This window comes from Povalibacter sp., from assembly GCF_036735925.1.
In the GTDB taxonomy this organism is placed as follows: Bacteria; Pseudomonadota; Gammaproteobacteria; order Steroidobacterales; family Steroidobacteraceae; genus Steroidobacter.
Window position 1 is genome coordinate 1 of sequence record NZ_DAINNK010000037.1, and the last position, 23,524, is coordinate 23,524.

Consider the following 23,524-nt stretch of genomic DNA (forward strand, 5'->3'; position numbering starts at 1 on the left):
CGGGTCAGCCGCTGTTCGCGCTGGATGCCAATGGCGACGGCATTGCCGATCGTGACGGCAACAACCGGGTCATCCTATCGGGGGCGCCGACCGATCCGACATCGGGCGTTGCGTTCAATGAAGACGTGATGTTCGCGGGCTGGCGTCCGCTGGGCAAGGATTTCCAGGGCCTGCCGACGGTCTCGAATGACGACAACTCGTCACCGCTGACCAACAAGGCAACCTTCAGCCGCTATTCCGTCGGTTTCGATATCGAGATCACCGACAACTGGCTGGCGGACATCGATTACACCTACAACCGCTTCCGCGACATGCAGACGCGCGCCGACGCCTCGCTCATGGGCATCGCCCTGGGTCTGGAAGGCAAGCTCGGTACCAACCGGGACCAGTGGTACAACCCGTTCGGTACCTCGCAGATCGAGTGCGTCGACAGGGTGTGCGGCAGCACCATCACGCCCGAGTCGAGCCCGGCCTACAACACTCAGTACGTTGCCGACCAGGTGGCCTATCGTTCGACCTGGAACGGCGAAACGAAGCTGCAGGCGGTCGATCTGGTCGTGAGCAACGGCTCGCTGTTCTCTCTGCCCGGCGGTCGTGCCGGCGTGGCGGTGGGCCTGCAGCTGCTCGACTCCGCAGAGGACTACTACGCCGACAGCCATCGCGGCGGTTGCGACTCCTGGTCGCTGGGCTGCGATTCCGATTTCCGGGACGGTCGCCGGACGAACTCCTATTTTGCGGAGTTCAGTCTGCCGCTCATGGACAACCGTGCGGGCAAGCTGAACCTGGATCTGGCCGGCCGGTTGACCGACGTCGACGACATGGACAGCAGCTTCGATCCCAAGGTGGGTCTCGTCTATTCGCCCATCGATATCCTGTCCCTGCGCGCTTCCTGGGGAACGTCCTTCCAGGCGCCCACGCTGCGGCAGCAGAAGGCGACGACGAACGTCACGCGGGAAACGATCGATCCCACCTGCGCGCTCTCCGGCGGCCGGTGCAGCCCGACGATCGCCAACTTCGTGGTGAGCTCCGTCGCGGGCAATCCGAGCCTGGAACCGGAAACGGCGGAAAGCTACACCGTGGGCTTCGCGTTGCAGCTGCTGGACGGCGATCTGTCCCTGAAGGCTGACTACGTCAACATCGACTTCACGGATCGTATTACGGAGTACCCGTCAACCAGCATCCTGAATGCCGATGCCGTCAATTACGCCGCCTACGCCAATGCGCAGTGCGGTGCAACGCCGACCAATGCCTGCCTGAGTGGGGCGCACGAGCGATGGACCAACGGCGGATTGAACGATCCCCGCATCCAGTACTCCGGACCGCAGCTGGGCCGGGTCATCACCAGCTTCATCAACGCGGCTGCCGTGGAGACGACCCAGGTCGACATCGCGGTGGACTACCGGCTGGATCTCGGCAGGGCCGGCGAACTGCGGCTGGGCGCCAACGCCACCAACGTCCGCAAGTACGAGTATCAGTCGGTCGAGAACGGTCCGGTCGTCGATGCCAAGGGCAAGACCAATGAAGGGACGGTGTATCCGGCACTGCCGGAATGGACCGTGGCTCCCCGCATCGGCTGGTCGCTCGGCTCGCACAACGTGCTGCTGTCCGGACACTTCCATGACGGTGTGTTCGTCCGCAACATTCCTGGCGGTCAGCTGACCCTGCCCAGCTATTCGACCTTCGACCTGTCGTACTCCTACGACTTCAGCGATCTGATGTTCAGCAACCAGGGTCGGATCACGGTGGGCGCCCTCAATGCGTTCGACCAGTTGGCTACCCCGTACAGCACCCCGGGTGGCTACAACGCATACCTCGAGGATCCGTTCGGCCGCACCTGGTACGCCCGGCTCACGACGTCTTTCTAAGAGACCTCGAGTGCTCAGGATCGCCGCCCGTCAGGGCGGCGATCTTGACCCGGAGCGGAAAGTCCATGCATAACGAGGCCATGAAACTTCATCGCAAAGCTTTCCTCGTGGCACTGGCGCTGCCGTTTGCTTCACAGGCGACGGCGGCGGGATTGGATGATGCAGTGGCGCGGTGCCAGGCGATCGCAGACCGGGCAACCCGGCTGCAATGTTTCGACGAGTTGCCTGGGCGCGCTGCGCAGGAAGCGGCGCCCGCTCCTGTGGCGACGGACACAGCCAAGGTTCGGCCGTCGACGGATCAGGGCGGACAAGCCGCAAGCCAGAAGACGGTCGCAGCCTCACGCGATACGGTTGCGCCGCGAATCGACGAGGCTCCCAAGGCATTCGAAGTCACGCGCATCAGCAAGACCATCGACGACCGTCACATCTTCTATCTGAGCGACGGCTCGGCGTGGCAGGAGTCCAGCGGCGGATCGAAACGGTTCCGTGCGAACAGCATGGCGACCATCGAGCAGTCCAGCCCCTTGGGAGGCACGCTGCTCGCCAGCTACTGGATGAGAATCGACGGTGCGAAATTCAAGGTGATTCCGCTGAGATAGAGAAGGGCGCTGTCGCAGCATCAGCGCCGCCATCGATGTCTCGCCTCCTTCCTTCCTGAAACACGCCTGCGTCGTTGCGACGTGGGAATGCGGTCTGCGTCTGAGCGAAATCACACATCGTGGTCACTTCAGCCACTTCAGTTCGCGTCGGCTCGGTCGCCGACGCTGAAGCCATCGCGGCGCTCGCGATACAGGTCTTCCTCGACACATATGCCACGGAAGGCGTCCGTCCGGATCTGGCCAGGGAAGCATTTGCCGAGTACGGTCACACTGCGTTCGTGCAGCGACTATCTCAGGAAGAGAGGATTTTCTATCTGGCCGAACAGGGTGAGGGTCTTCTGGGATTTGCCGAGGTGCTGCGCAACGATACGGAGTCTCCGGTTCCTGGTATTCGCGGCTCGGAGCTGGTTCGCTTGTACGTTCAGCCGCAGGCGCAAGGCCGTGGTCTGGGACGTGCGCTTCTTCAGCGGGTTGAACGCGGGGCCAGGGAGGCCGGCAGCGCGGGCGTCTGGCTCTCCGCGTGGGAGCGCAACACGCGGGCGCTTTCGTTCTACAAGCGTCAGCGCTACGAGGATGTGGGGCACGCCCTGTACGTCATCCAGGGCCAGTCGTTCGGGAATCGCATCTTCTTCCGGTCTGCTGCGGGCGAGGCCTGAACCTCGCTCCGCGCGTCGCCATCGCCCGGACAGGGCGCATCAATGGCCAGGACTGACACGCTCCTCTTTCAGCGGTGATCCATCTCTGCTCAGCCGCACGCCTGTAATCTTTTTCTGCGCCAGCAGCTGAATGATGCTGTCGTCGCCAGCCAGATGGCCGGTACCGACGACGATCATCTTTGTCTGCGGTGCCGATTCGAGCAGTCCGGCAATCTGGTCGGCCATCTTCTCGTTGCGTTCCCGGAAGACCCGTCGGTGCCAGTTCCGGAGTTCGGCGGAAGCGTCGTAGTCCGTCGCCATCAGGCTGGCGATTCGCTGCAGGTCTCCGAGGTACCAGGCTTCCAGCAGTTCATCGGGCCGGTGACTCAATGTCTTGCTGTCGAGGGTCGTTCGCGACTGAATCTTCTGCAGGTCGACCGGCATTTCTCCCAGCAGCGCAAGCTGGAATTCCAGGGTTTCCAGCTGGTCGACGGTCTTGCCGCCCTGCAATGCCCGGGTCAGCAGGTGCTGATCGATACCTGCCTGCGGAAAGTATCCGCGAGTCATGAACAGCGCTTGCGAAAACTCGATGCCGAGGGCCGCCGGCGTCAGCGTGGCCACAGCGCTCCAGGGGACGCCCAGATCGGCGATCTCTTTCTTTGTCTTCTCCAGCAACGGCTCGGGCAACACTGAATCCAGGGTCTTGCCGTCGGGAAGCATCAGATGCTTCTGCCGGAGCTTCATCAGATCCTGCGGAGGCACCGCGGCCAGATTGACTTCGAGGATCAGACTCTCCGAGTCGGAGAATGCCTTCTCATAAGCTGCGGGCAGGGGATAGAGCGAACTCTTGAAGACGTGCAGCGAGCCGGCAAGGTAGAGCGTCCTGTCATTTTTCTGGAAGCGCCAGACCATGGCAGGCGTTGCATCGGACGCATTGATGCGCTTCGCGAACGCCCGGCCAAGCTCGAGCTCCTGATCGTTCACCCGGATGATTTCGCAGGGTGTGGCGATTTCCTTCTGCCGCCGTGCCTGCTCGCAACCCTGCAGCGCGGCCCCGATGGCAGGCAGTACGCCGGGCGCTTTTTCCAGCCAGCCGAACGCCCAGGCACCGTCTTCGCCCAGGGCCATCGCCAGTGCTTTGGGTTCGGCAAAGCCCTCGTACTGTTTTCGCCAGGTCTCGACCAGGTCACTGCTCGCCTTCACAGGAAGAGTCTGGAAGACGGCCCCTTCATCGACGGGTTTGCCCTCATCGGCATTTGCCACCGCAGCACAAACGAAAAACAGCAGGGCTGCTCGAACCGGTTCAGTCGCATGCTCAACTTCCTTGAATGCCAACGTCGGGGAATCTTTCTTGAAGGTGCTAGTGTCGCGAATGCAGGTGAGTAGCAGTATGGCGATAGTTGGTTGGTGATATTCGACTGGCGGGCAGCGAACCGCCGCGTACACACAGCTCACTGCGACGTCGCCGCTGCGTTCTCTGCCCTATGGACCGCCGCCGTCGATCCAGGTGTCGTCATTGAGGAGAGGCTGGTCATCATCGATTGCCGTGTGTAGCTTCCTGTGTGAGGTGTTACACATGGCAACCAATCTCTCTGTTGATCCGGAACTGATCGAGCAGTCGCTCAAGGTCAGCGTAGATAAAGACCAAGGCCGCTGCCGTCACGAAGGCATTGCAGGAGTTCATCGCCCGGCGGCGTCAGAAGGCGCTGCTCGAACTTGCTGGAAAGCTCGAATGGGACGCCGGGTATGACTACAGGAAGGAGAGATCCCGCGATTGAGCCTCTTCGTAGACATCAGTGTCTGGTCGCTGCTGCTGCGTCGCGACCGGCCGGCGGAGACGCCGCAGGCATGTGGCAAGGCACACGACGCTGAATCTCTGGACAGGCTGAGCGGGTCCCGAGGCTTCCGATGTCCGTTCTGACGCAGTTCGCGCCATATTTCGACGGTGCCACGCGCCGGCGTGGCGATGCTTATGCCGACAGCGGCCGGGTCGCCGTCGAGGAGATCGATGACCGGCGCGTACGGGCGCTCGTTCGCGGCAGCGAACTCTACGAGACGATGCTCGAACGTCGCGGGTCGCGCTTGCGCGCAGCATGTACATGCCCCTATGCGGAGGACGCGCCGTGCAAGCATCTGTGGGCATTGATCGTCAGCGTGCGGGACGATCCGATACTGCAGCCTGCCGGAGACGGCAAGCGCCTCGGATTGCAGCACATCGAGCCATGGGCCTTCGATCGTCCCATGGCAGACATGTCGCCCGGACGGTCGCGAAAGCCGCAGAAACCTCAGCCCAAGGCTGCGTGGCGCACGCAACTGAAAGAGATCAGCGATCTGTCGCGGGCATCGCAGTCACCAGCCATGCTGGACTGGCCCTCCGCACGTCAGTTGCTGTACGTCATCGATGTTGCGTCGACCCGCGCCAGCGGTGCGATCGCGCTGCATGTCATGACGCGCGATCCCAGGAAGGACGGCAGCTGGGGCAAGCCGAAAGTGCGCGCCGTGCCTGCAGAAGTCGTCGAAGAATTGCTCGATGCGCCGGATCGTCGCGTCCTGACGCTGCTCGGCGGAGCGCAGGAGTACTTCGGCGGGTATGACTTTTATTCGATGCCGGCCTATGGGGCGTTCAGATATCGCCCGGCGCTCGCTGCGCGCTACCAGATGTCGGAAGGACAGGCACGCGAATTGCTGCCCGTGCTGTGCGCGACTACGCGCTGTTACGTGCGATTGCAGCCCGAGGACGATCAGTCATCGTGGACCCTGTTGTCGTGGGACGATGGCGAACCCTGGGAATTCGTGCTCACGGTTGCAGCGCCGTCCGGCGATCGCTACGAAGTGCAGGGTGTGTTGCGCCGGAACACGCAGACGATGAGTCTGAGCGAGCCCGCTGTATTGCTCAGACAGGGCCTCATGATCACGCCCTCGACGATCTCGCGCTACCAGCCGGCTCATGCATTTCCCTGGATGTGGCTGCTGCGACAGAAGGGCCCAGTGTCCGTGCCTGCCGCAGATGCGGGGGAGTTCGTGGCGGCACTCGTGCAATCGCCGTCGTTGCCGCCCATCGAATTGCCGCCGGCGCTGCGCTACGAAGAAATCGCAATGGAACCGCGTCCGCAACTGCGTCTGCGTCCGACGCCGCGTTCGTGGGAAGGCGACAAGTACGAAGGCGAGCTCGGCTTCGCGTATGCAGATGCAGTGATCGGCCATGCCGATCCGCGCGGCGTACTTCTGACCAGGGAACAGCGACAACTCATACGCCGGGACATGCAGGCGGAGACGGCGGCGAGGCAGCGGTTGATAGATGCGGGACTGAAGCACCGGCCCGCCAGCGGTCTCGATGCGCACGACACATTCACGTTTGCCTCGCGGCGTCTGCCTGCAGTCGTCTCCGAACTGCTCTCGGCCGGATGGCAGGTCGAAGCGCAGGGACGCCTGTACCGCCAGGCCGGCAGGATCGACGTACGCGTTCAATCCGGTATCGACTGGTTCGAACTGCATGCCGACGTGCACTTCGGTGACCAGGTCGCGCACCTGCCGGACCTGTTGCGGGCAGCGCGCAGCGGCGAGCAGTTCGTCAGACTCGGCGATGGCACGTGGGGCGTGCTGCCTGAACAATGGCTGCAACGCTATGCCGGATTCGCCGGAACCGGAAAGACGCACCAGGACCATGTGCGCTTCGGCCGCAGTCAGGCAGGGCTGCTGGATGCGTTGCTGGCGCAGCAGTCGCAGGCCAGCGTCGACGAGCCGTTCGCCAGGCTGCGTGCCGATCTGAAACGCTTCGGCGGCATCGCATCGCTGGAACCGCCGCCTGGCTTTAGGGGCGAGCTGCGCCCGTACCAGCGCGAGTCGCTCGGCTGGTTCGCCTTTCTACGGCAGTACGGTTTCGGCGGCTGTCTTGCCGACGACATGGGGTTGGGCAAGACAGTGCAGGTGCTGGCGTTGCTCGAAAGCCGTCGAATGCAGCGTTCGCACCCCGAACGCGTGGCAGGCCGCAGCAGAAAATCCTCCCGCGCCGTGGCGCAATCGGTGCCGCCTTCGCTGATCGTGGTCCCGCGATCACTCGTCTACAACTGGAAGCAGGAGGCTGCACGCTTCACGCCCCAATTGCGCATGCTGGATCACACCGGTTCGCAGCGCCAGAAGGATCGTGCGCATTTCGAGCAATGGGACGTCGTGCTGACCACCTACGGCACGCTGCGGCGCGACGCGGCCGACCTCATGAACATGCGCTTCGACTACGCGATCCTCGACGAATCGCAGGCCATCAAGAATGCGGCATCCGATTCGGCCAAGGCCGTGCGGCTGCTGCGCGCCGACCATCGTCTGGCCCTGAGCGGTACGCCGATCGAGAATCACCTGGGCGAGCTGTGGAGTCTGTTCGAGTTCCTCAACCCGGGCATGTTCGGCACTGCGGCGCTGTTCAAGGACATGACGACGGGCAGCACGGCGGACGACGATGCCCGCAGGCTCATCGCGCATGCGCTGCGGCCCTTCCTGCTGAGGCGCACCAAGGAGCAGGTCGCACGCGATCTGCCAGCGCGCGTCGAGCAGACGCTGTACTGCGAGCTGGACGACAAGCAGCGCAAGCGCTACGACGAGCTACGCGACCACTATCGCAAAGCCCTGCTCAGCCGCATCGCCATCGAAGGCATCAACAAATCCAGGATGCAGATTCTCGAGATGCTGCTGCGATTGCGCCAGGCGGCGATTCATCCGGGCCTGATCGACGACAAGCTGAAACGTGAATCTTCCGCGAAACTCGAAATGCTGTTGCCGCGCCTCGCGGAAGCCGTCGAGGAGGGGCACAAGGTGCTGGTGTTCTCGCAGTTCACGCAGATGCTCGGCATCCTGCGCGCCGAGCTCGATCGCATGAAGATTACGTACGAGTATCTCGACGGCAGGACGCGCGACCGGCAGGCCTGCGTGCAACGGTTCCAGTCCGACCCTGACTGCAAGCTGTTCCTCATCAGCCTGAAGGCGGGCGGAGTCGGCCTGAATCTCACCGCCGCGCAGTACGTATTCCTGCTCGATCCCTGGTGGAATCCTGCAGTCGAAGCGCAGGCCATCGATCGCGCGCACCGTATCGGCCAAACACAGCAAGTGTTCGCCTATCGCCTGATCGCCCGCGACACCGTCGAAGAGAAGATCCTCGAACTGCAAACCAGCAAGCGCGATCTGGCGGATGCCATCGTCAACGCCGACAACGCATCGATCCGGAATCTGAGCAGGGAGGATCTGGAGTTGTTGCTGGCGTAGAGGGTACGGCAGTGCAGTCTCGTCAGGACGATCGCCAGCTGTATGCCGATAGGTGGTTGAGGATATTCGTCGATTGACGAGCGGCCTTCTCTATCGGGTACGCAGAATGCGACTACACCTGCGTCAAGCAGGGACGATCAAGATCGAAGCGGTCGGATGCGCGCTCAGTGCCACGGCTGCAGAAGAACGCGAATCAGGGAAGGGAGAGGCGGGATGTCCACACGCAGGCACGTTTCATTCTTCACGACGTGCGCGCTCGTTGTGCTGGCGGTTTCAATCCCGCTGTCCGCCGTCGCCGATACGGCGCAACGGGAACGATGGGAACTCCTGAATGCGAAAGTGACGGTGTTGCTTGAACGGGGGCAGCTGAAGGCAGCGTTGCCTCTCGGGTTGCAGGCCGTGGAACTGGCCGAGCAAATGGGAGATCCCGAGTACCCGATGCTCAGCAACAGCCTGCACAACCTGGCGGAGATCTATCACCGGCAATACAAGCACGACGAGGCAGAGCCACTCTACAGACGTGCCCTGGCGATCCAGGAGCTTGCCGGCGCAAAGGAGTATCCGGAGATTTCCCGCGAACTCGATGGTCTGGGAAAGCAGTACTTCATGCAGCGCAAGTTCGCCGCTGCGGAAGAGTTGTACCGCCGGTCGCTGACGATAAAGCAGAAAAACCTGCCGGCCGACAGTGCGGTCGTGCAGTCGGCGCTCGGCAATCTCGCGCTCGTTCTGGAGTCGATGGGGAATCCGGCGGAAGCAGCGTCGTTGCTTGAAACCGCGCTGGTCGCAAAGGCGGATCCGGCTTCCGTCGATCTCGTGATGTCGCTCGCGAGAATCTACGAAAGCCTGGATCGGATTCCAGACGCCGAAGCGATGTATGCCAAGGCCCTGTGGGAAACGCGCGATTTCAGGGGACTCCGGCTTTGGAAATTCGCGCTCGTGCGGTACGGGGCGGCCACATTCTATGAGCGACAGGGCAAGTGGCAGGACGCCCAGCAACTCTTCGAGAAGGCGTTGTCGGCCGATTCGGAAATCTATGGAACGAAGAGCGTCGTGCTCGAACGCAATCTCATCCATCTGGCGAATGTCTACAGAAAGCTGGGCAATGACAGGAAGGCGATCAAGACCGCAGCCCGCCTGCGGCAGGTTCTGGAGGCGAACTGGGCGGCGTCGAACCGATACTTCCAGAAGCAGGCCGACGAGCACAAGGTTGCCGATGCCGTGACGCTGATCGTGAGCGCGTACGTTGCCGATGGAGGCAGCGTTCATGACCCCGAAGTGGTGCTGTCGTCGGGTCAGGGCCGGCTCGACGATGAAGCACTGGCATATATGGGTCAGCGGGTATTCAACCCCGTCGTGCTCTTCGGCGTCGCGATCGGGCATCGGCAGACCTACCGGGTGGAGTTCCGCGAATCGAAAACCGACGGGCTGTATGTGATGACGCGGTTCGATGAATTCGTGACCGCATCGGCAGATCTCCCGGAGGGATCGTAGCGTCTCTATAAGTTGAAGAATGCATCCTCATAAAGATTCGCTATCTTCATTGTCGCGACAGCAGCGTCAGTAGCTGCCCGATCCTGCGCTTCGATGGCATCCATCGCCACGCGTTCCGGTTTGACTACAGCATTCGACGTGAGAGGGAGACCGAGATGGAACAGGGCAAGCCTCGATACTGGTTTCCGGTGAAGCGGTATGGATGGGGCTGGGGTCTTCCGGTCAGATGGCAGGGTTGGGTAGTGCTGCTGCTGTACTTCGCACTGATCGGCATCGGCATCGGGTACTTCCGTCCCCGGGATGACGTGGCCGGCTTTTTCGGGGTCCTCGCTCTCGCTTCCGTCATGTTGATCGCGGTCACCGCGTGGAAAGGTGAGAAGCCGCTCGCATGGCGGTGGGGGAAGAAGTCGACGACTCGCACCCCCTGAACTGTTCTTCTTGTAGGTCAGGCTTCAGCCTGACTCCTTAAGAAGGCCGGCTGTGACCGAAGGAAATCCCGCGGGAAAGCCGGCCCCACAGGCAGAGCGGATGAAACCCGTCTGCCGTTTTTCCTCCTGTCCGCAATCGCGATCGTTATCGCGCCGACAGCATCAGCTTGACGATCTCTTCCGTGACATGCGGCTCGAGTCCTTCGGTGTGACCCTTGCCGAGGCGCACGATGTCGGCGACGACGCGGCCGTCGGCACAGTCCGGATAGACATAAACCTGCGCGGTGCCGGGGCCGGGCTGCAGTCCCCAGATCTTGCTCGGCGGACGCGTGCCGCTGCCGTCGAAGACGTAACCGGCCTGGGTGTCGACGATGTCGGCGCGCTGCTCGCGCTTGCCGCATTGCAGTTTTTCCGCCCAGGGTGAGGTCTTCGGCACACCGGCTGCCGTGTACTCGTGTTCGCCCGCTTCATAGATATGAGAGAACGGGTAGTCCGGCAGGTTCTCCGCATAGGCGGCGAGCGTGCGCGGAGCGCCCGCGGCGGCTGGCGGCGTGCCGGGAATCGTCGCGCGGATGTCTTCGCGTTTCGAACCGAGCCGCCCGCCCGACAGGCTTACCCAGCCGGTGAGTTTTTCGCGAAAGAAGTCGGTCTGCAGCAGGCGGTTCGAGGTCTGGCCGCCCTGCGAGTGGCCGGCGAGCCAGAACGCTTTCACGTTGTCCTTGCCGATCTGGTCGTAGACGAACGTGACGATGTTCTGCAGATATTCATCATCGGCCGGCGACCAGGCGCGCGTCGGCGAATTCGGCGTCGCGATCACGAGGCGGTACTTGTCCTTGTAGTCGAGCAGCGGAAAGTAGTGACGTTGCCAGTTCCCGTACGAACCGCCGCCGTGCAGGCTGAGGACGAACGTGACCTTCTCGCCGGGTTTGAGATCGCACGGATAGTCGAGGAAGTACGTGCGACGCGTCTTCATCTCGACGACGTTGCCGGGATTGATCACGCGGTCGCCCGAGCAATCCTTGTCGGGGCAGTGCAGGGGCGGCGGCGTCACGCACGGCGCGCCGGCAAACTGGAACGGTTTGTCCTGCGCCATCGCGGCGGATGCGCCGCACGCCAGGCCAAGGGCCAGCAGGATCTTTGCACTTCGCATGGGATTCTCCTTCTTCATGAATGTCGCGGCGCTACGCCACGTGGGTCGCGGTGCCCGCGACGATGTACCAGGTCACGAACAGGCCGCTGATCAGCGCGCCGGGCAGGTAGTGACCGGTTCGCTGCCAGGTGAAGACGCTGATGATCGCGAACACGCTCATGAGCGGCAGGAACTGGATCGAGATGATGGCGTTCAGCGCCTGCGCCGGCACCAGCAGATGCCCTGCGATGAACAGCGGCGCGTATTGCGCGACGATGAACAGCGCGAAGCCGCCCGCCAGCGCGACGAGTGCTGACGTATAGATTCGCCGCGTCGAATCGCCCTTCACGGCAAGGAAGCCGTGCAGGGCGCGGAAGGCGACGATGAAGAAGGCTGTGAACGGCACGAGATAGATGAGGAAGGTCGTGAACCGGTCGGCGCCGAGCAGCTTGAGCGCCACGACCCAGAAACGGAAATCGACCTTGAAGAAATAATCCGCGAGCAGCAGCGCGAGATAACCGACGCCGACCGTGCCGAGCGCAATCGCGATCGATGCACCCCAGCGCGCCGGCAGCCGCGCGGCGCCGGACTTGAACAGCACGCCGAGCGCCAGCGTGATCGCGCCATTGAGCAGCGCCCAGGCGACGATCTGGTTGGTGATGCCTTGCGGCAGCCATTTCGATGCAGGCAGCGCCTGCGATCCGAGAGTCAGGAAGGGATAGAACGTCAGCACCGGCACGAGCGCACTCAATGCCAGCGCAATCCACCAGCGCGCGTCGCGACGATCGCGCGCCGGTATTGCAGCGTTGCGCAACGAAGCGAAGGCGGGCAGTTGCAGCAGCCAGTCGAAGGCGCCGAGCAGCACGGCGACGAATCCGCCGAAGGCGATCAGCGTGCCGATCTCCTTCCACCACCAGATCTGATCGCCACGGTCGCGCGGCGTGCCGCCAGCGAGCGTGCGCTGGAACCACTCGATGCTGTCGCCGATCGCTTCAGGCGAAAGGTGATCGCCCGGATGCGTGGTGCCCGGGGTGTAGAGAATGCGCGCCGTGCCGTCCTCGATCGAGCCATGGAGTTCACCGGGGACGACCGGCTGCTGGGTATCGAAGAGCGAGAGCAGTTTGGGACTTTGCGTGACGTCGACCGCGCGCGGCACGCTCCACATGAGCTGGCTGAACTCGTCGTACTTGCTGAAGACGATGGCGAGATTGCGCGGGAACTTCGCATCGCCCGGCGGCGAGAACAGCGTGCGCGTTGCCGAGCCTTCCAATACCACCGACTTGTAGCCGTCCGGATAGGCGAGGGCAGCGGCGAGCACCGAGCCGCCGCCCATGCTGTGACCTTCCAGGCCGATGTTGTCGCCGTCGACGATGTCGAGGCTGCGCAGATACTTGAGGCCGGCCGGTCCGCCGAAGCCATCGGCGAAAGCCGGCGCGGCGCTGTAGCCGTGACCAGTCTGATCGAGCGCCAGCACCACGTAGCCGCGGCGCGCATATTCGATGGCGAAGCCCGATTGCGTCTCGCGCGAGTTGATGTAGCCGTGCACCGCGAGGATGCCCGGCGCCGGCGTCTTCGCGGTTGCGTTCGGCGGAATGTACAGCAGCGCGCTCATCGGCTTGCCGTTCACGCCGGTGAAGCGCACATCCTGAATGCGGATGTCGCTGGATGTCTGAATCCAGTGCGCCAGCAGACAGCCGATCAGTACGGCGAGCCATCCCCACGTGAACCAGGAACGCGATGCCTTCATGAACCCCCCCCTATATGTCGATGTGCCGTCTGCGCTACCACGCCCCTTCCCCCGCTTGCGGGGGAAGGTTGGGATGGGGGCAGGCGTGCGAAAGCACGCGCATTCTGCGCGCCCCCCTCCCTTGCCCTCCCCCGCAAGCGGAGGAGGGGAAGAACAAGCGAATCAGCGTTCCCCCGGATACTTCGAATGCGTTTCGATGACCCGTACGCCGTGCGTTTCGCAGACGGCTGCCATCTGCGGACCGCTCAGGCGGTCGGTGACGAAAATATCGACGTCGCTCAGATGGCCGATGCGCACCGGCGCCGGACGGCCGACCTTGTTGCCGTCCGCGACCAGGATGACCTGTCGCGCGTTCTGGATGATCGTCTGCGACACCTGCACTTCGTTGATGTCGAAGTCCAGCAGCGCGCCGTCCTCGTCGATCGCGGAGGTGCCGATCACGGCGAAGTCGACCTTGAAGTTCCGGATGAAATCGACGGCGAACGGGCCCACCGCCGCGCGATCGATGGCGCGCACGCGGCCGCCGGCGACGATGACTTCGATGCCGGGATTGCGATAGAGCTGGTCGACGACGTTGAGATTGTTGGTGATGACCAGCAGTCCGGAATGCTGGTGCAGGGCGCGCGCGACTTCTTCCGTCGTCGTGCCGATGTTGATGAAGAGCGAGGCCTGATCGGGAATCAGCGCGGCCGCCGCCGCGCCGATCGCCAGCTTTTCTTCCTTCGTCAGCAGGCGCCGTGCTTCGTACTCGAGATTGTCGACCCCCGAAGTGATGACGGCGCCGCCGTGCACGCGCGACAGCAGCGTGCGGTCGCACAGTTCGTTCAGATCCTTGCGGATCGTCTGCGGCGTCACGTCGAGCCGTTCGGCCAGCGCTTCGACGGTCACGCGGCCGGTGCGCCGCGCGATGTCGAGAATCTGCCGGTGACGCGTCTGGATCGCCGGCGACAGGTGGCTGCTCGTATCGTTCGTGAGCATGAATCGTCAGAAGTTGTAGCTGAACTCCACGCCATAGCGCCGCGGATACGGCGACACCGTGAAGCGCTGGTAGAACGTCGATTGATCGGCGCCCACCTGGCCCGCGGCCTCGTCGTTGTCCGTCAGGTTCTTGCCCCAGACGCCGACTTCGTAACGGCCCGAATCGGAGCGATAGACGACGCGTGCATTCGCCTCGTAGTAGGCCTCGCCCACCGACAGATTGCTCGGCGGCAGATTGTTGAACGGCGTGAAGAACTTCGAGCCGACCCGCGAGCCGTCGACATGGGCGTGCACGCGTCCGGCGCCCAGCGCAAACATCGACCAGTCGAGCGCGAGACTGAATGTCGTGTGCGGCGCCTCGATCAACTCATTGCCGGCGAGGTCGTAGTCGACCAGCGGCGTGCCGCGCGCGAGATGCAGTTCGACATACTCGGTGTCGAGCAGCGCCATGCCGAAGCGCAGGCGCAGATGGTCGGTGAGCTGCGCGATCACTTCCGCTTCCAGGCCCATCAGCCGGGCTTCGCCCGCGTTCACCATCTTCGATTCGGTCAACGTGATCGCATTGACGAACTGCTGGTTCAGGTACTGGTAATAGAACGCCGACGTATTGAGCTGCAGCCGGTCGTCGAAGAACTGCGATTTCAGGCCGACTTCGTAGGAGTTCAGTTTCTCGGGATCCGCGACGTTGAAGTCGCTGGCATTCGTCAGTGCGCTGCCGTTGATGGTGCTGCTGCGATAGCCGCGCGCGTACTGTGCATAAGCCATCACGTCGTCGCTGAATTTGTAGCGTACGCCGATGCGGCCGGTGGGCGCGGAATCCTCGTAGCTCTGGGTCGGCTGTACCGGAATGATGGGCACGACCTGGAAGTCGGTGGCCTTGCCTTCATCGTCGGTCCAGCGCAGGCCGCCGTACAGGGTCCAGTCCGGAGTCAGGTCGTAGGTCATGTCCGCGTAGGCGGCGTACGAGGTGCGTTTCTGTTCGTAGCTCTGGGCGAGATCGACGGCGGCGAACAGCGTGTAGTCGGTGTTGATGCCGGTGACATCGTGGTTGTAGTACAGGCCGGCGATGAAGTTGAACGGGCGGTCGTAGTTGCTCGAGATGCGCAGGTCCTGGCCGATCTCGCGCGTGCGGGCGTAGAAGTCGATGGCGAGCAGGGGTGCGATCGAGCCGTCGGCGTCGACGTTGTTCTTGAAGTCGCCTTCGATGTAGGACGTGATCGAGGTCAGCGTGAGCTGGCCGATCTTCTGATCGATGGTGAGGATGGCGCCGTCGCCGTCGGCGATGATTTCGCCGCCGGTGCGGTCGTAGTAGCCCTCCCAGGCGTCGAAGTTCTCGCCGGTGAGCGGGTTCACGCGAGGATTCACGCCGAAGGCATTGGTGTCGCCGGGGCCGGTGCCGTAGTTGATGACGCCGATGTTGGTCGGATTGCTGCGCGAATGCAGCAGCCGCAGCTTCGCGCTGGTGTTCTCGGTCGGTTCGAACAGCAGGCTCAGGCGCAGTGCGTAGTTGTCGATCGATGACAGATCCTCGCCGGCCGGATTGTAGTTGCGGATCCAGCCATCGCTGCGTGTGTAGTTGGCGGCGAGACGCGCGGCGAGTTTGTCCTTCACCAGCGGCAGATTGAATGCGCCGGTGGCATGGACGTAGTCGTGGTTGCCCGCCTGCACGGAGACATAGCCTTCGGTCTCGTAGCTCGGCGAGCGGGTGATGAAGTTGATCGCGCCGCCGGTGGTGTTCTTGCCGAACAGCGTGCCCTGCGGACCGCGCAGCACTTCGACGCGTTCAAGGTCGAAGATCTGCGGGCCGCCGAGGAACTGGCTCGCGACATACACTTCGTCATAGAACACGCCGGTGGGCGAGGTCGTGTTGAGATTGAAGTCCGGCGTCGCGATGCCGCGCAGCGAGAACTTCGGCTGATCTTCGTTGCCGAGGTTCGACACCTGCAGGTTGGGCGTCTGTCGCGCGATCTCGGTGCCGCTGACCAGTTGCAGATTGGCGATCCGCTCCGCGCTCATCACTTCCAGCGAGATGGGCACGTCCTGCCCGCTTTCTTCGCGCTTCTGTGCAGTGACGATGACCTCTTCGACGACGGCGCCGACACCGGGGCGCGGCTGAACATCCTGCGCGTTCGCCGCGCCTGCCAGTCCCGCCACGGTCACGCCAATGAGCCATCCCCACGACCGTCCTTCAGACGCTGATGCGAACATGATTCCCCCTGACTGGATTTTCGTTTGGTGCGCGATTCGTTTCTTTTTGTTTTCGTTTCAGCGGCTGCGGAGCCTACGCGCGGCTGCGAGAGGGCGTCTACACGCCGGAATGCAAAGATTTATGCGTTCTGCAGAGCGCTTTTGCTGCGGTTTTCGGTCGAGGGCGTCGTCTGTTGCGAAGGCAACGGGGCGATGCGGCGGTGGTCTGCAGAGCAGATGCGGTCTTTCTGTAGGTCAGGCTTCAGCCTGACTCTGATAAGGAGGCCGGCTGTGACCGAAGGGAATCCCACGGGAAAGCCGGCCCCACAGTAAGAGGCCCCGCCCAGACTCAGTCCTCGCGCAACTGCGCGAACCGCTCGCCCAGGTGATCGAGCAGCGCGCGCACCGACGGACGCAGGCCGCGTTTCGACGCATACACCGCGTGAACGATGTGACGGCGCGGCGCCCATGACGGCAGCACGTGCAGCAGCGTTCCAGCGCGAATGTCATCGCTGACCATCAGCAACGGCAGTTGCGCGATGCCTGTGCCAGCGAGTGCGGCGTTGCGCAGGGTGAGCATGTCGTCGGTCACCAGTCGGGGATGATGGCGGACTTCCGCTCGCGCACCGTCGATGGCTTCGAGCATCCAGATGTGTTCCTGGCGTGCGGGGCCGAGATCGAGCGTGGGGCGAGTCGTCAGATCGGTCGGCACGTCGATCGGTCCGTGCCGTTCGAGAAACGCACGACTCGCGACGAGCGCATGACCGCGTTCGCCCAGCACCTTCAGCATCAGGTCGCTGCTGTCGAGCGGCGCCGGCCGCGCCCGCAGTGCGATGTCGATGCCTTCGGCGATCACGTCGACGCGACGGTTGGTCGCTTCAAGGTGCAGTTCGATCTTCGGACACGCCGCCATGAACTCCGTCAGCATCGTGCCGACGCGCGCATGCAGCAGGGCAATGGGGCAGGTCACGCGCAGGACGCCGCTCGGTTCGCTGCGGGTCTGTTCGATGGCGGCTTGCGCCGCGTCGGCTTCCAGCAGCATGGCGCGGCAATGTGCGTAGTAGTCCTGACCGATGTCGGTGACGGAGAAATGCCGGGTCGATCGCTGGATGAGACGCACGCCGAGGCGTTCTTCCAGCAGGGCGATGCGGCGGCTGAGTTTCGACTTCGGCAATCCCAGCGCACGGCTGGCAGGCGCGAAGCCGCCGTGTTCGACCACCTGGGCGAAGTAGTAGAGATCGTTCAGATCCTGCATGCGCGGATCATCGTTCCATGGGTGGAACGGACAGTAGCAGGATCGCCGTCTACCGGCATCGTCGTTCCACGCGTATCGTCGTTCGCCAGTTGGAACCCTGTCGAAGGAGGCAGCCATGAAACAGATCGTCGGTATTTACAGCGCGCCCGGGAAGCACTGGGTGGGCGACGGTTTTCCGGTGCGCTCGCTCTTTTCGTACAACAGCCAGGGCCAGCATCTGAGTCCGTTCCTGCTGCTCGATCATGCCGGTCCGTTCGCGTTCACGCCGGGCAACGGCCGGCGCGGCGTGGGCGAGCATCCGCATCGCGGTTTCGAGACCGTCACGGTCGTCTATGAGGGCGAGGTCGAGCATCGCGATTCCACCGGCGCCGGCGGCAGGATCGGCCCGGGCGATGTGCAGTGGATGACGGCGGGCGCCGGCATCCTGCACGAGGAATTCCATTCCGAGGCCTTCACGCGTCGCGGCGGCAACCTGCACATGGTGCAGTTGTGGGTGAATCTGCCGGCGAAGGACAAGATGACGGCGCCGAGCTATCAGACGCTGCTGAACGAGGACATTCCCGTGGTGGCGCTGCCCGGCGAGGCCGGCAGCGTGCGCGTGATCGCGGGCGAGTTCGACGGACGCCGCGGTGCGGCACGCACGTTCAGTCCGGTGGATGTGTGGGATGTGCGGCTCGAGCAGGGTCGCAATGCGACGTTGAACTTCAAGGAAGGCAACACCGTGGCACTGGTGATCCTGCGCGGCAATGTGCAGATCAACGGCGGCGACATCGTTCGCGAAGGACAGTTCGTGCTCATGGATCGCGAAGCCGGCGAGGTGCTGCTGGAAGCCGGCGGCGTCGATGCGAGCTTCCTGGTGCTGAGCGGCGAGCCGCTGGACGAACCGATCGCGGGCTACGGACCGTTCGTGATGAACACGAACGAGGAGATCGAGCAGGCCATCCGCGATTTCAATTCCGGCCAGTTCGGGCGCATTCCGCCGCGCACGCTGACCGCGACGACGTAAGCGTCGCTCCTGCCTCTTCCTGTGGGTCAGGCTTCAGCCTGACATTCTTCAGGCCGGCTGAAGCCGGCCCCACAGGCGGAGCGAATCCTCATGCTCAATTCTCCAGGTACCACTCGTAGTCCGCTGCGCTCACTTTCGCGTTGAACTTGTCGCACTCCTGCTGCTTGATCGCGATGAAGGCTTGCATCAACTCGGCGCCGAGTGCGTTACGCAGGAACTGCGACTGGTCGGCGGCGCGGATGGCGCTGTGCCAGTCGTGCGGCAGTGTTGCGGTCGCAGTGGCTTCGTAACCATTGCCAGTGATCGGTGGGCCGGGATCGGAATGGCCATCTAGGCCGACACGCACGCCCGCAAGAACGGTCGCCGCGACGAGATACGGATTTGCATCCGCGCCGCTGACACGATGCTCGACATGCCGACTCGCTGCGCCACCGGCGGGAATCCGCAGGCTCACCGAACGGTTGTTGATTCCCCAGGTCGGCGCCACGGGCGCGTAACTCATGCGGCGGAAGCGCCGGTACGAATTCGCATTCGGCGCGAAGATCAGCATCGATTCCGCCATCGTCTTCTGCAGCCCGCCGATCGCATGACGCAGCAGCGGCGTGCCGGCCGGATCGTCGCTGCCGAAGACATTTTCGCCTGCATCGTTCTGCAGGCTGACGTGCACGTGCATGCCGCTGCCGGCCTGCTCCTCGAAGGGCTTGGCCATGAAGCACGCAATCAAGCCGTGTCGCAGCGCGACGCCGCGGATCAGGCGCTTGAAGACGATGGCTTCGTCGATCGCGCGCAATGCGTCGGCCCGATGCAGCAGCGTGATCTCGAACTGGCCGGGCGCGTATTCGGACATGAGCGTGCGCAGCGGCAGGTCCATCGACTTCGCGGCGGCGTAGATGTCGTCGAACACCGGCGACATGTCGTCGAGCTTGCCGAGTCCATAGGAATCGAAGCGCGCCTGTCTGCGGCCGGAGAGCAGTCCCGATGCGGGCCGCAGCGTGCCGTCCGCATCGCGCGTCAGGAGATAGAACTCGATCTCGGCGGCGACGACCGGCGTCAACGGCGCGAGCGCCGCAATCGATCGCGCCAGTGCGTGCCGCGGATCGGCGTACGTCGGCGTGCCGTCGAGATCGTGCATCGTCAGCAGCACCTGCGCGCAGGGACGCCGTGTCCACGGCGTGCGTTTCAGCGTTCCCGGAATCGGCCAGCAGCGTCGGTCCGCATCGCCGACGGACCAGACGAGGCCGGTGGCTTCGACGTCCTCGCCCGTGATGTCGAGTCCGAGAATCGAGCCGGCGACATAGCGGCCTTCGCGATAGATGCCTTCCAGTTCTTCGCGGGCGACGAGCTTGCCGCGGGCGACGCCGCCGGGATCGGTGATCAGCAGTTCGATCGCTTCGATGTCGGGATGGGCCGCGAGAAAGTCGCGCGCTTCAGCGGGATCGGCGTGCGGGTTCATGACAGCAGTTCGGTGCAGCAGGCGTCGAGCGCATCGAGCAGCGCGCGAACCTGGGCAGGTTCGGTGGCGGGACTGATCAGCATCATGTTGTGGAAGGGTGTGATGAGCACGCCGCGGTTCAGCAGGTAGAGATGGAGCGTCCGTTCCAGCACGGGCACGGCGGCGCTGAGCGATTCCCGCGCGGTGAGCGCAGGCATTCGCGAGAAGCACAGCTCGCTGCGCGCGCCGACGTTGCTGACGTGCCAGGGCAGCGCGTGCCGCTGGATGATGTTCTCGATGCCGGCGACGAGTTGCGCAGACAGATCGGTCATGTGCCGGTAGGCGTCCTCGGTCATCACATGCTCCAGGCAAGCGGCAAGCGCGGCACTCGCCAGGGCATTCGCAGCGAGCGTCGTGCCCATGCCCGAATGTCCCGACGGCTTCTCGCGCAGCAAGGCGGACATGGCCTGCGCGAGTTCGGTCGTGAAACCGTACACGGCGCAGGGTACGCCGCCCGCGATGGCCTTGCCGGCGACGACGAAGTCCGCGCGCAGGCCGATGCGTCGTGCATAGCCGCCGGGGCCGCTGCTCAGCGTGTGAGTCTCGTCGATGGCCAGCAGCGTGCCGTAGCGGTCGCACAGGGCGCGCGCCTGCTCCCAGAAGCCTGGCTGCGGCAGCACCATGCCGGCGTTGGTCATGACCGGTTCGGCCAGCACGCAGGCCACGTCTTCCCAGGCCAGTGCCGCTTCGAGTCCGGCGAGGTCGTTGAACTCGACGACGCGCGCGAGCGCAGCGAAGTCCGCGACCTGGCCGACCTGACCGCGACGCGGTGTCACGCTGCCGTCCGACAGTTCGACCATCGTGTCTTCGAGCGAGCCGTGATAGCAGCCCTCGAACACCAGAATGCGCTTGCGTCGGGTCAGCGCCCGCGCCCAGCGCACGACGGCGCGGTTCGCATCCGTCGCGGTCTGGGTCATCTGCCAGCAGGGCAGGCTGAAGTGGGCGGCCAGCAGTTCGCCGATCCGCGCCGTCGCTTCGACTGGCAGCATGCACGTCAGTCCGCGCGATGATTGTTGCCGGATCGCTTCCGCGACGGGCGCCGGCGAATGACCGAACATCGCGCCGGTATCGCCCAGGCAGAAATCGCCGTAACGATGGCCGTCGATGTCTTCGACGATCGAACCGCTGGCCTGCTTCACGACGAGCGGCACCGGCAGACCCCAGTCCGTCATCCAGTGCATCGGCACGCCATCGAGCCAGTGGGCTGCCGAAGCGTGCGTCGCCGCCGCGCAGACCGGATGCGCCGCGAGATAACGGGCGCGTTCGCGCTCGCCGATGCGAGCAATCGCCTGCGAGGGAATTCCGGCAACGAGATCGACGGTGGGCATGCGTCGACTATGACGCGAAGGCTTTGCCGGGTTCAATGGGAAGAGAGGAGAGCCGCAAGGACCGCACAAAAGAAGGGATCAGAAGAAATTCCCGTTCCTTTATGCGGTCTTTGCGGCTCTCCCTCTTCTTACGTCCCGGCGTCGTGAAAGATGACGCCCGCAGTGAAGCGCTCGCCGGAATCGACGGTGCTGACGCCGTGACGCATATTGACGCGATAGCTGCCGCGGGTGCCGCGCACCGGTCGATGGTGAACGGCGAAGATCACGAGGTCGCCTCGACGCAGTGGCACGACAGCGGCGCGCGATTGCATTCGAGGACGTTGTTCGGTGAGAACGAATTCGCCGCCGGTGAAGTCTTCGCCGGGTTGCGACAGCAAGGCCGCGGCCTGCAGCGGAAACACGTGCTCGCCGTACAGATCCTGGTGCAGACAGTTGTAGTCGCCGGCGCCGTAGCGCAGGAGCAGCGGCGTTGCCAGCGTCTGGCCGGCGACGTGGCAGCGCTGCAGAAACGAGTGGTGATCGTCAGGAAAGCGCGTGTCGATTCGCAGCTGCTCAAGCCAGCGATTCGCGATTCCCGCCAGCCGCGGATACAGGTGTGTGCGCAGATCCGTGATGAGCGGCGGCAGCGGATAGGCGAAATATCTGTACTCGCCGCGGCCATAGCCGTGCCGTTGCATCACGACGCGTTTGCGGAATCCGTGGTCCGCGGAGTAGAGAGCCCGAAGCTCGCCGCATTCCTGCTCATCGAGCAGACCTTCGAGCACGGTGAAGCCGCGAGCATCGAGTTGTTCATACGCTTGCGGCCAGTCGTGGCGGGCGACGCGGGCGGCCGGATCGACCGTCCGCGTCGAGGATGTGCGAGCGTGCACGGTCAGGCAGCCTTCTCGCGTTCCAGCAGTACGCGCTTGCGTTCGATGCCCCAGCGATAGCCGGAGAGGTCGCCATCGGTGCGCACCACGCGATGACAGGGAATCGCGATGGCGATGGGATTCGCGGCACAGGCGCCTGCGACGGCGCGTATCGCTTTTGGCGCACCGATGCGCTTCGCCATCTCGGCGTAGCTGATCGTGGCGCCGGCCGGGATCTTGCGCAGCGCCTGCCACACGCGTTGCTGGAACGCGGTGCCGCGGATGTCGAGCGGCAGATCGAGACCGCGCGAGGGTTGTTCCACCATTCCGACGACTCGCGCCACGAGTCGTTCGAAGTCGGCATCGCCGCCGATGAGTTCGGCGCGATCGAACCGGTCCTGCAGATCGCGCACGAGTGCTTCCGGATCGTCGCCCAGCAGGATCGAGCACACGCCCTTGTCGGTCGCGGCCACGAGGACGGCGCCGAGCGAACACTGGCCGACGGCGAAGCGGATGGCCGCATCGGCGCCGCCGGCGCGGAACTGGCGCGGCTGCATGCCGAGCACGTCCTTCGACTGTGCATAGAACGGCGCGTTGGAATTGAAGCCGCTGTCGTAGATCGCCTGTGTCACCGAGGCGCGACCGCTCAGGTTGCTGCGCGTGCGCCGGCTGCGATGCGCCGTCGCATAGGCCTTCGGCGTCACGCCGGTGACTGCCTTGAAGATGCGATGGAAGTGATAGGGACTGAGCTGCGTCGACTTCGCCAGCTCGTTCAGCGTGGGCGCGGATTCGCTGCGTTCGATGAGTCGACATGCGCGTGCAATCCGCTCGGCGTACTGCGCGGCCAGCGCCGGTCGATCCGGCTTGCAGCGCTTGCACGGACGGAAGCCGGCCTTCTCGGCCGCGGCCGCGGTGCCGTAGAAACCGACGTTCTCGCGTCGTGCGCGACGCGATGCGCAGGACGGGCGGCAGTACACGCCGGTCGTGCGCACGGAATAAAAGAACTGGCCGTCCGCTTCGTGATCGCGGCGTACGACCGCGGCCCAGCGGGCATCGTCGTTCGTGTAGGCGGAGCGGGTATTCATCGCAGACGGCAGGGCAATGACGGTGGCTGAGGTAATCATGGCGCGTTCTCCGGATGAGGCAAGATCGATGGGCGCAGAGTGCCGGGGCAGGCATTCCCTGACACCCGGGTTCTTGCGGTCGAATCCGGGCATTTCCTCTTCCTGTGGGGCCGGCTTGAGCCGGCCTCTGAGGAGTCAGGCTGTGACCGAAGGAAATCC

18 protein-coding genes are annotated in these 23,524 nt (G+C 63.9%); 8 read left to right on the plus strand and 10 right to left on the minus strand.

What is annotated here, in order from left to right; translation table 11 throughout:
- The 3 genes from V7D81_RS12545 to V7D81_RS12555 all read left to right on the plus strand — a co-directional run.
- Nucleotides 1-1,865: TonB-dependent receptor domain-containing protein (locus V7D81_RS12545; protein ID WP_324316870.1), on the plus strand; the 1,865-nt coding region annotated here is incomplete at its 5' end.
- 107 nt (nt 1,866-1,972) lie between these two features.
- Complete coding sequence (locus V7D81_RS12550) at nt 1,973-2,464, plus strand: hypothetical protein (RefSeq protein ID WP_324316871.1); 492 nt, start codon at nt 1,973-1,975, stop codon at nt 2,462-2,464.
- A gap of 119 nt (nt 2,465-2,583) precedes the next feature.
- Nucleotides 2,584-3,120, plus strand: a complete 537-nt coding sequence (locus V7D81_RS12555; protein WP_324316872.1) for a GNAT family N-acetyltransferase — start codon at nt 2,584-2,586, stop codon at nt 3,118-3,120.
- 39 nt (nt 3,121-3,159) lie between these two features.
- Here V7D81_RS12555 and V7D81_RS12560 read toward each other — a convergent pair whose 3' ends face one another.
- Nucleotides 3,160-4,434 (minus strand): TraB/GumN family protein, encoded by a 1,275-nt coding sequence (locus V7D81_RS12560; protein WP_324316873.1) that lies wholly within the window; start codon nt 4,432-4,434, stop codon nt 3,160-3,162.
- A gap of 335 nt (nt 4,435-4,769) precedes the next feature.
- Between V7D81_RS12560 and V7D81_RS23280 the strand changes: the two genes are divergently transcribed.
- The 4 genes from V7D81_RS23280 (at nt 4,770) to V7D81_RS12580 (ending at nt 10,271) form a co-directional block, all read left to right on the plus strand.
- Nucleotides 4,770-4,877 carry a hypothetical protein gene (locus tag V7D81_RS23280; RefSeq protein WP_349257655.1) on the plus strand — a complete coding sequence of 36 codons (108 nt, stop codon included), beginning with the start codon at nt 4,770-4,772 and terminating at the stop codon, nt 4,875-4,877.
- A gap of 130 nt (nt 4,878-5,007) precedes the next feature.
- Entirely contained in the window at nt 5,008-8,352 is a 3,345-nt protein-coding gene (locus V7D81_RS12570; RefSeq protein WP_324316875.1) for a DEAD/DEAH box helicase, read from the plus strand.
- Between the two features lie 156 nt (nt 8,353-8,508).
- A complete protein-coding gene (locus V7D81_RS12575) occupies nt 8,509-9,843 on the plus strand; it encodes a tetratricopeptide repeat protein (protein ID WP_324316876.1) in 1,335 nt (444 codons plus the stop codon).
- 155 nt (nt 9,844-9,998) lie between these two features.
- On the plus strand, nt 9,999-10,271 hold the full coding sequence (locus tag V7D81_RS12580) for a hypothetical protein (RefSeq protein ID WP_324316877.1): 273 nt from the start codon (nt 9,999-10,001) through the stop codon (nt 10,269-10,271).
- A 145-nt stretch (nt 10,272-10,416) separates the two neighbouring features.
- Here the strand turns inward: V7D81_RS12580 and V7D81_RS12585 are convergent, their stop codons facing one another.
- From V7D81_RS12585 to V7D81_RS12605, 5 genes are all read right to left on the minus strand, one after another.
- Complete coding sequence (locus tag V7D81_RS12585) at nt 10,417-11,421, minus strand: alpha/beta hydrolase (protein ID WP_324316878.1); 1,005 nt, start codon at nt 11,419-11,421, stop codon at nt 10,417-10,419.
- A gap of 31 nt (nt 11,422-11,452) precedes the next feature.
- Nucleotides 11,453-13,147, minus strand: coding sequence for an alpha/beta hydrolase family protein (locus tag V7D81_RS12590; RefSeq protein ID WP_324316879.1), 1,695 nt, complete (start codon nt 13,145-13,147; stop codon nt 11,453-11,455).
- A 162-nt stretch (nt 13,148-13,309) separates the two neighbouring features.
- Nucleotides 13,310-14,125 carry a DeoR/GlpR family DNA-binding transcription regulator gene (locus V7D81_RS12595; protein ID WP_324316880.1) on the minus strand — a complete coding sequence of 272 codons (816 nt, stop codon included), beginning with the start codon at nt 14,123-14,125 and terminating at the stop codon, nt 13,310-13,312.
- Between the two features lie 6 nt (nt 14,126-14,131).
- A complete protein-coding gene (locus tag V7D81_RS12600) occupies nt 14,132-16,333 on the minus strand; it encodes a TonB-dependent receptor (RefSeq protein WP_324316881.1) in 2,202 nt (733 codons plus the stop codon).
- Nucleotides 16,334-16,661: 328 nt separating this feature from the next.
- Nucleotides 16,662-17,567 (minus strand): LysR family transcriptional regulator, encoded by a 906-nt coding sequence (locus V7D81_RS12605; protein ID WP_324316882.1) that lies wholly within the window; start codon nt 17,565-17,567, stop codon nt 16,662-16,664.
- 115 nt (nt 17,568-17,682) lie between these two features.
- On the opposite strand from V7D81_RS12605, the gene V7D81_RS12610 reads away from it, so the two are divergent.
- Nucleotides 17,683-18,573, plus strand: a complete 891-nt coding sequence (locus V7D81_RS12610) for a pirin family protein (protein ID WP_324316883.1) — start codon at nt 17,683-17,685, stop codon at nt 18,571-18,573.
- Nucleotides 18,574-18,667: 94 nt separating this feature from the next.
- Here V7D81_RS12610 and V7D81_RS12615 read toward each other — a convergent pair whose 3' ends face one another.
- From V7D81_RS12615 to ada, 4 genes are all read right to left on the minus strand, one after another.
- Nucleotides 18,668-20,026, minus strand: a complete 1,359-nt coding sequence (locus tag V7D81_RS12615) for a glutamine synthetase family protein (protein ID WP_324316884.1) — start codon at nt 20,024-20,026, stop codon at nt 18,668-18,670.
- Nucleotides 20,023-21,393: a transaminase gene (locus tag V7D81_RS12620; RefSeq protein WP_324316885.1), complete on the minus strand. Its 1,371-nt coding sequence runs from the start codon at nt 21,391-21,393 to the stop codon at nt 20,023-20,025. Before V7D81_RS12620 ends, V7D81_RS12615 begins: the two co-directional genes overlap by 4 nt.
- A gap of 128 nt (nt 21,394-21,521) precedes the next feature.
- Nucleotides 21,522-22,268 (minus strand): 2OG-Fe(II) oxygenase, encoded by a 747-nt coding sequence (locus V7D81_RS12625; RefSeq protein ID WP_442958349.1) that lies wholly within the window; start codon nt 22,266-22,268, stop codon nt 21,522-21,524.
- Nucleotides 22,265-23,365, minus strand: coding sequence for a bifunctional DNA-binding transcriptional regulator/O6-methylguanine-DNA methyltransferase Ada (gene ada / locus V7D81_RS12630; RefSeq protein ID WP_324316887.1), 1,101 nt, complete (start codon nt 23,363-23,365; stop codon nt 22,265-22,267). The genes V7D81_RS12625 and ada overlap by 4 nt, the downstream gene beginning before the upstream one ends.
- Nucleotides 23,366-23,524: the final 159 nt, after the last annotated feature.

What these genes read in the sequence shown, in the direction of transcription:
- V7D81_RS12570 (WP_324316875.1), top strand. Translation starts at nt 5,008, where the DNA reads ATGTCCGTTCTGACGCAGTTCGCGCCATATTTCGACGGTGCCACGCGC.
- V7D81_RS12575 (WP_324316876.1), top strand. Translation starts at nt 8,509, where the DNA reads ATGCGCGCTCAGTGCCACGGCTGCAGAAGAACGCGAATCAGGGAAGGG.
- V7D81_RS12580 (WP_324316877.1), top strand. Translation starts at nt 9,999, where the DNA reads ATGGAACAGGGCAAGCCTCGATACTGGTTTCCGGTGAAGCGGTATGGA.
- V7D81_RS12585 (WP_324316878.1), bottom strand. Translation starts at nt 11,421, where the DNA reads ATGCGAAGTGCAAAGATCCTGCTGGCCCTTGGCCTGGCGTGCGGCGCA.
- V7D81_RS12590 (WP_324316879.1), bottom strand. Translation starts at nt 13,147, where the DNA reads ATGAAGGCATCGCGTTCCTGGTTCACGTGGGGATGGCTCGCCGTACTG.
- V7D81_RS12595 (WP_324316880.1), bottom strand. Translation starts at nt 14,125, where the DNA reads ATGCTCACGAACGATACGAGCAGCCACCTGTCGCCGGCGATCCAGACG.
- V7D81_RS12600 (WP_324316881.1), bottom strand. Translation starts at nt 16,333, where the DNA reads ATGTTCGCATCAGCGTCTGAAGGACGGTCGTGGGGATGGCTCATTGGC.
- V7D81_RS12605 (WP_324316882.1), bottom strand. Translation starts at nt 17,567, where the DNA reads ATGCAGGATCTGAACGATCTCTACTACTTCGCCCAGGTGGTCGAACAC.
- V7D81_RS12610 (WP_324316883.1), top strand. Translation starts at nt 17,683, where the DNA reads ATGAAACAGATCGTCGGTATTTACAGCGCGCCCGGGAAGCACTGGGTG.
- V7D81_RS12615 (WP_324316884.1), bottom strand. Translation starts at nt 20,026, where the DNA reads ATGAACCCGCACGCCGATCCCGCTGAAGCGCGCGACTTTCTCGCGGCC.
- V7D81_RS12620 (WP_324316885.1), bottom strand. Translation starts at nt 21,393, where the DNA reads ATGCCCACCGTCGATCTCGTTGCCGGAATTCCCTCGCAGGCGATTGCT.
- ada (WP_324316887.1), bottom strand. Translation starts at nt 23,365, where the DNA reads ATGATTACCTCAGCCACCGTCATTGCCCTGCCGTCTGCGATGAATACC.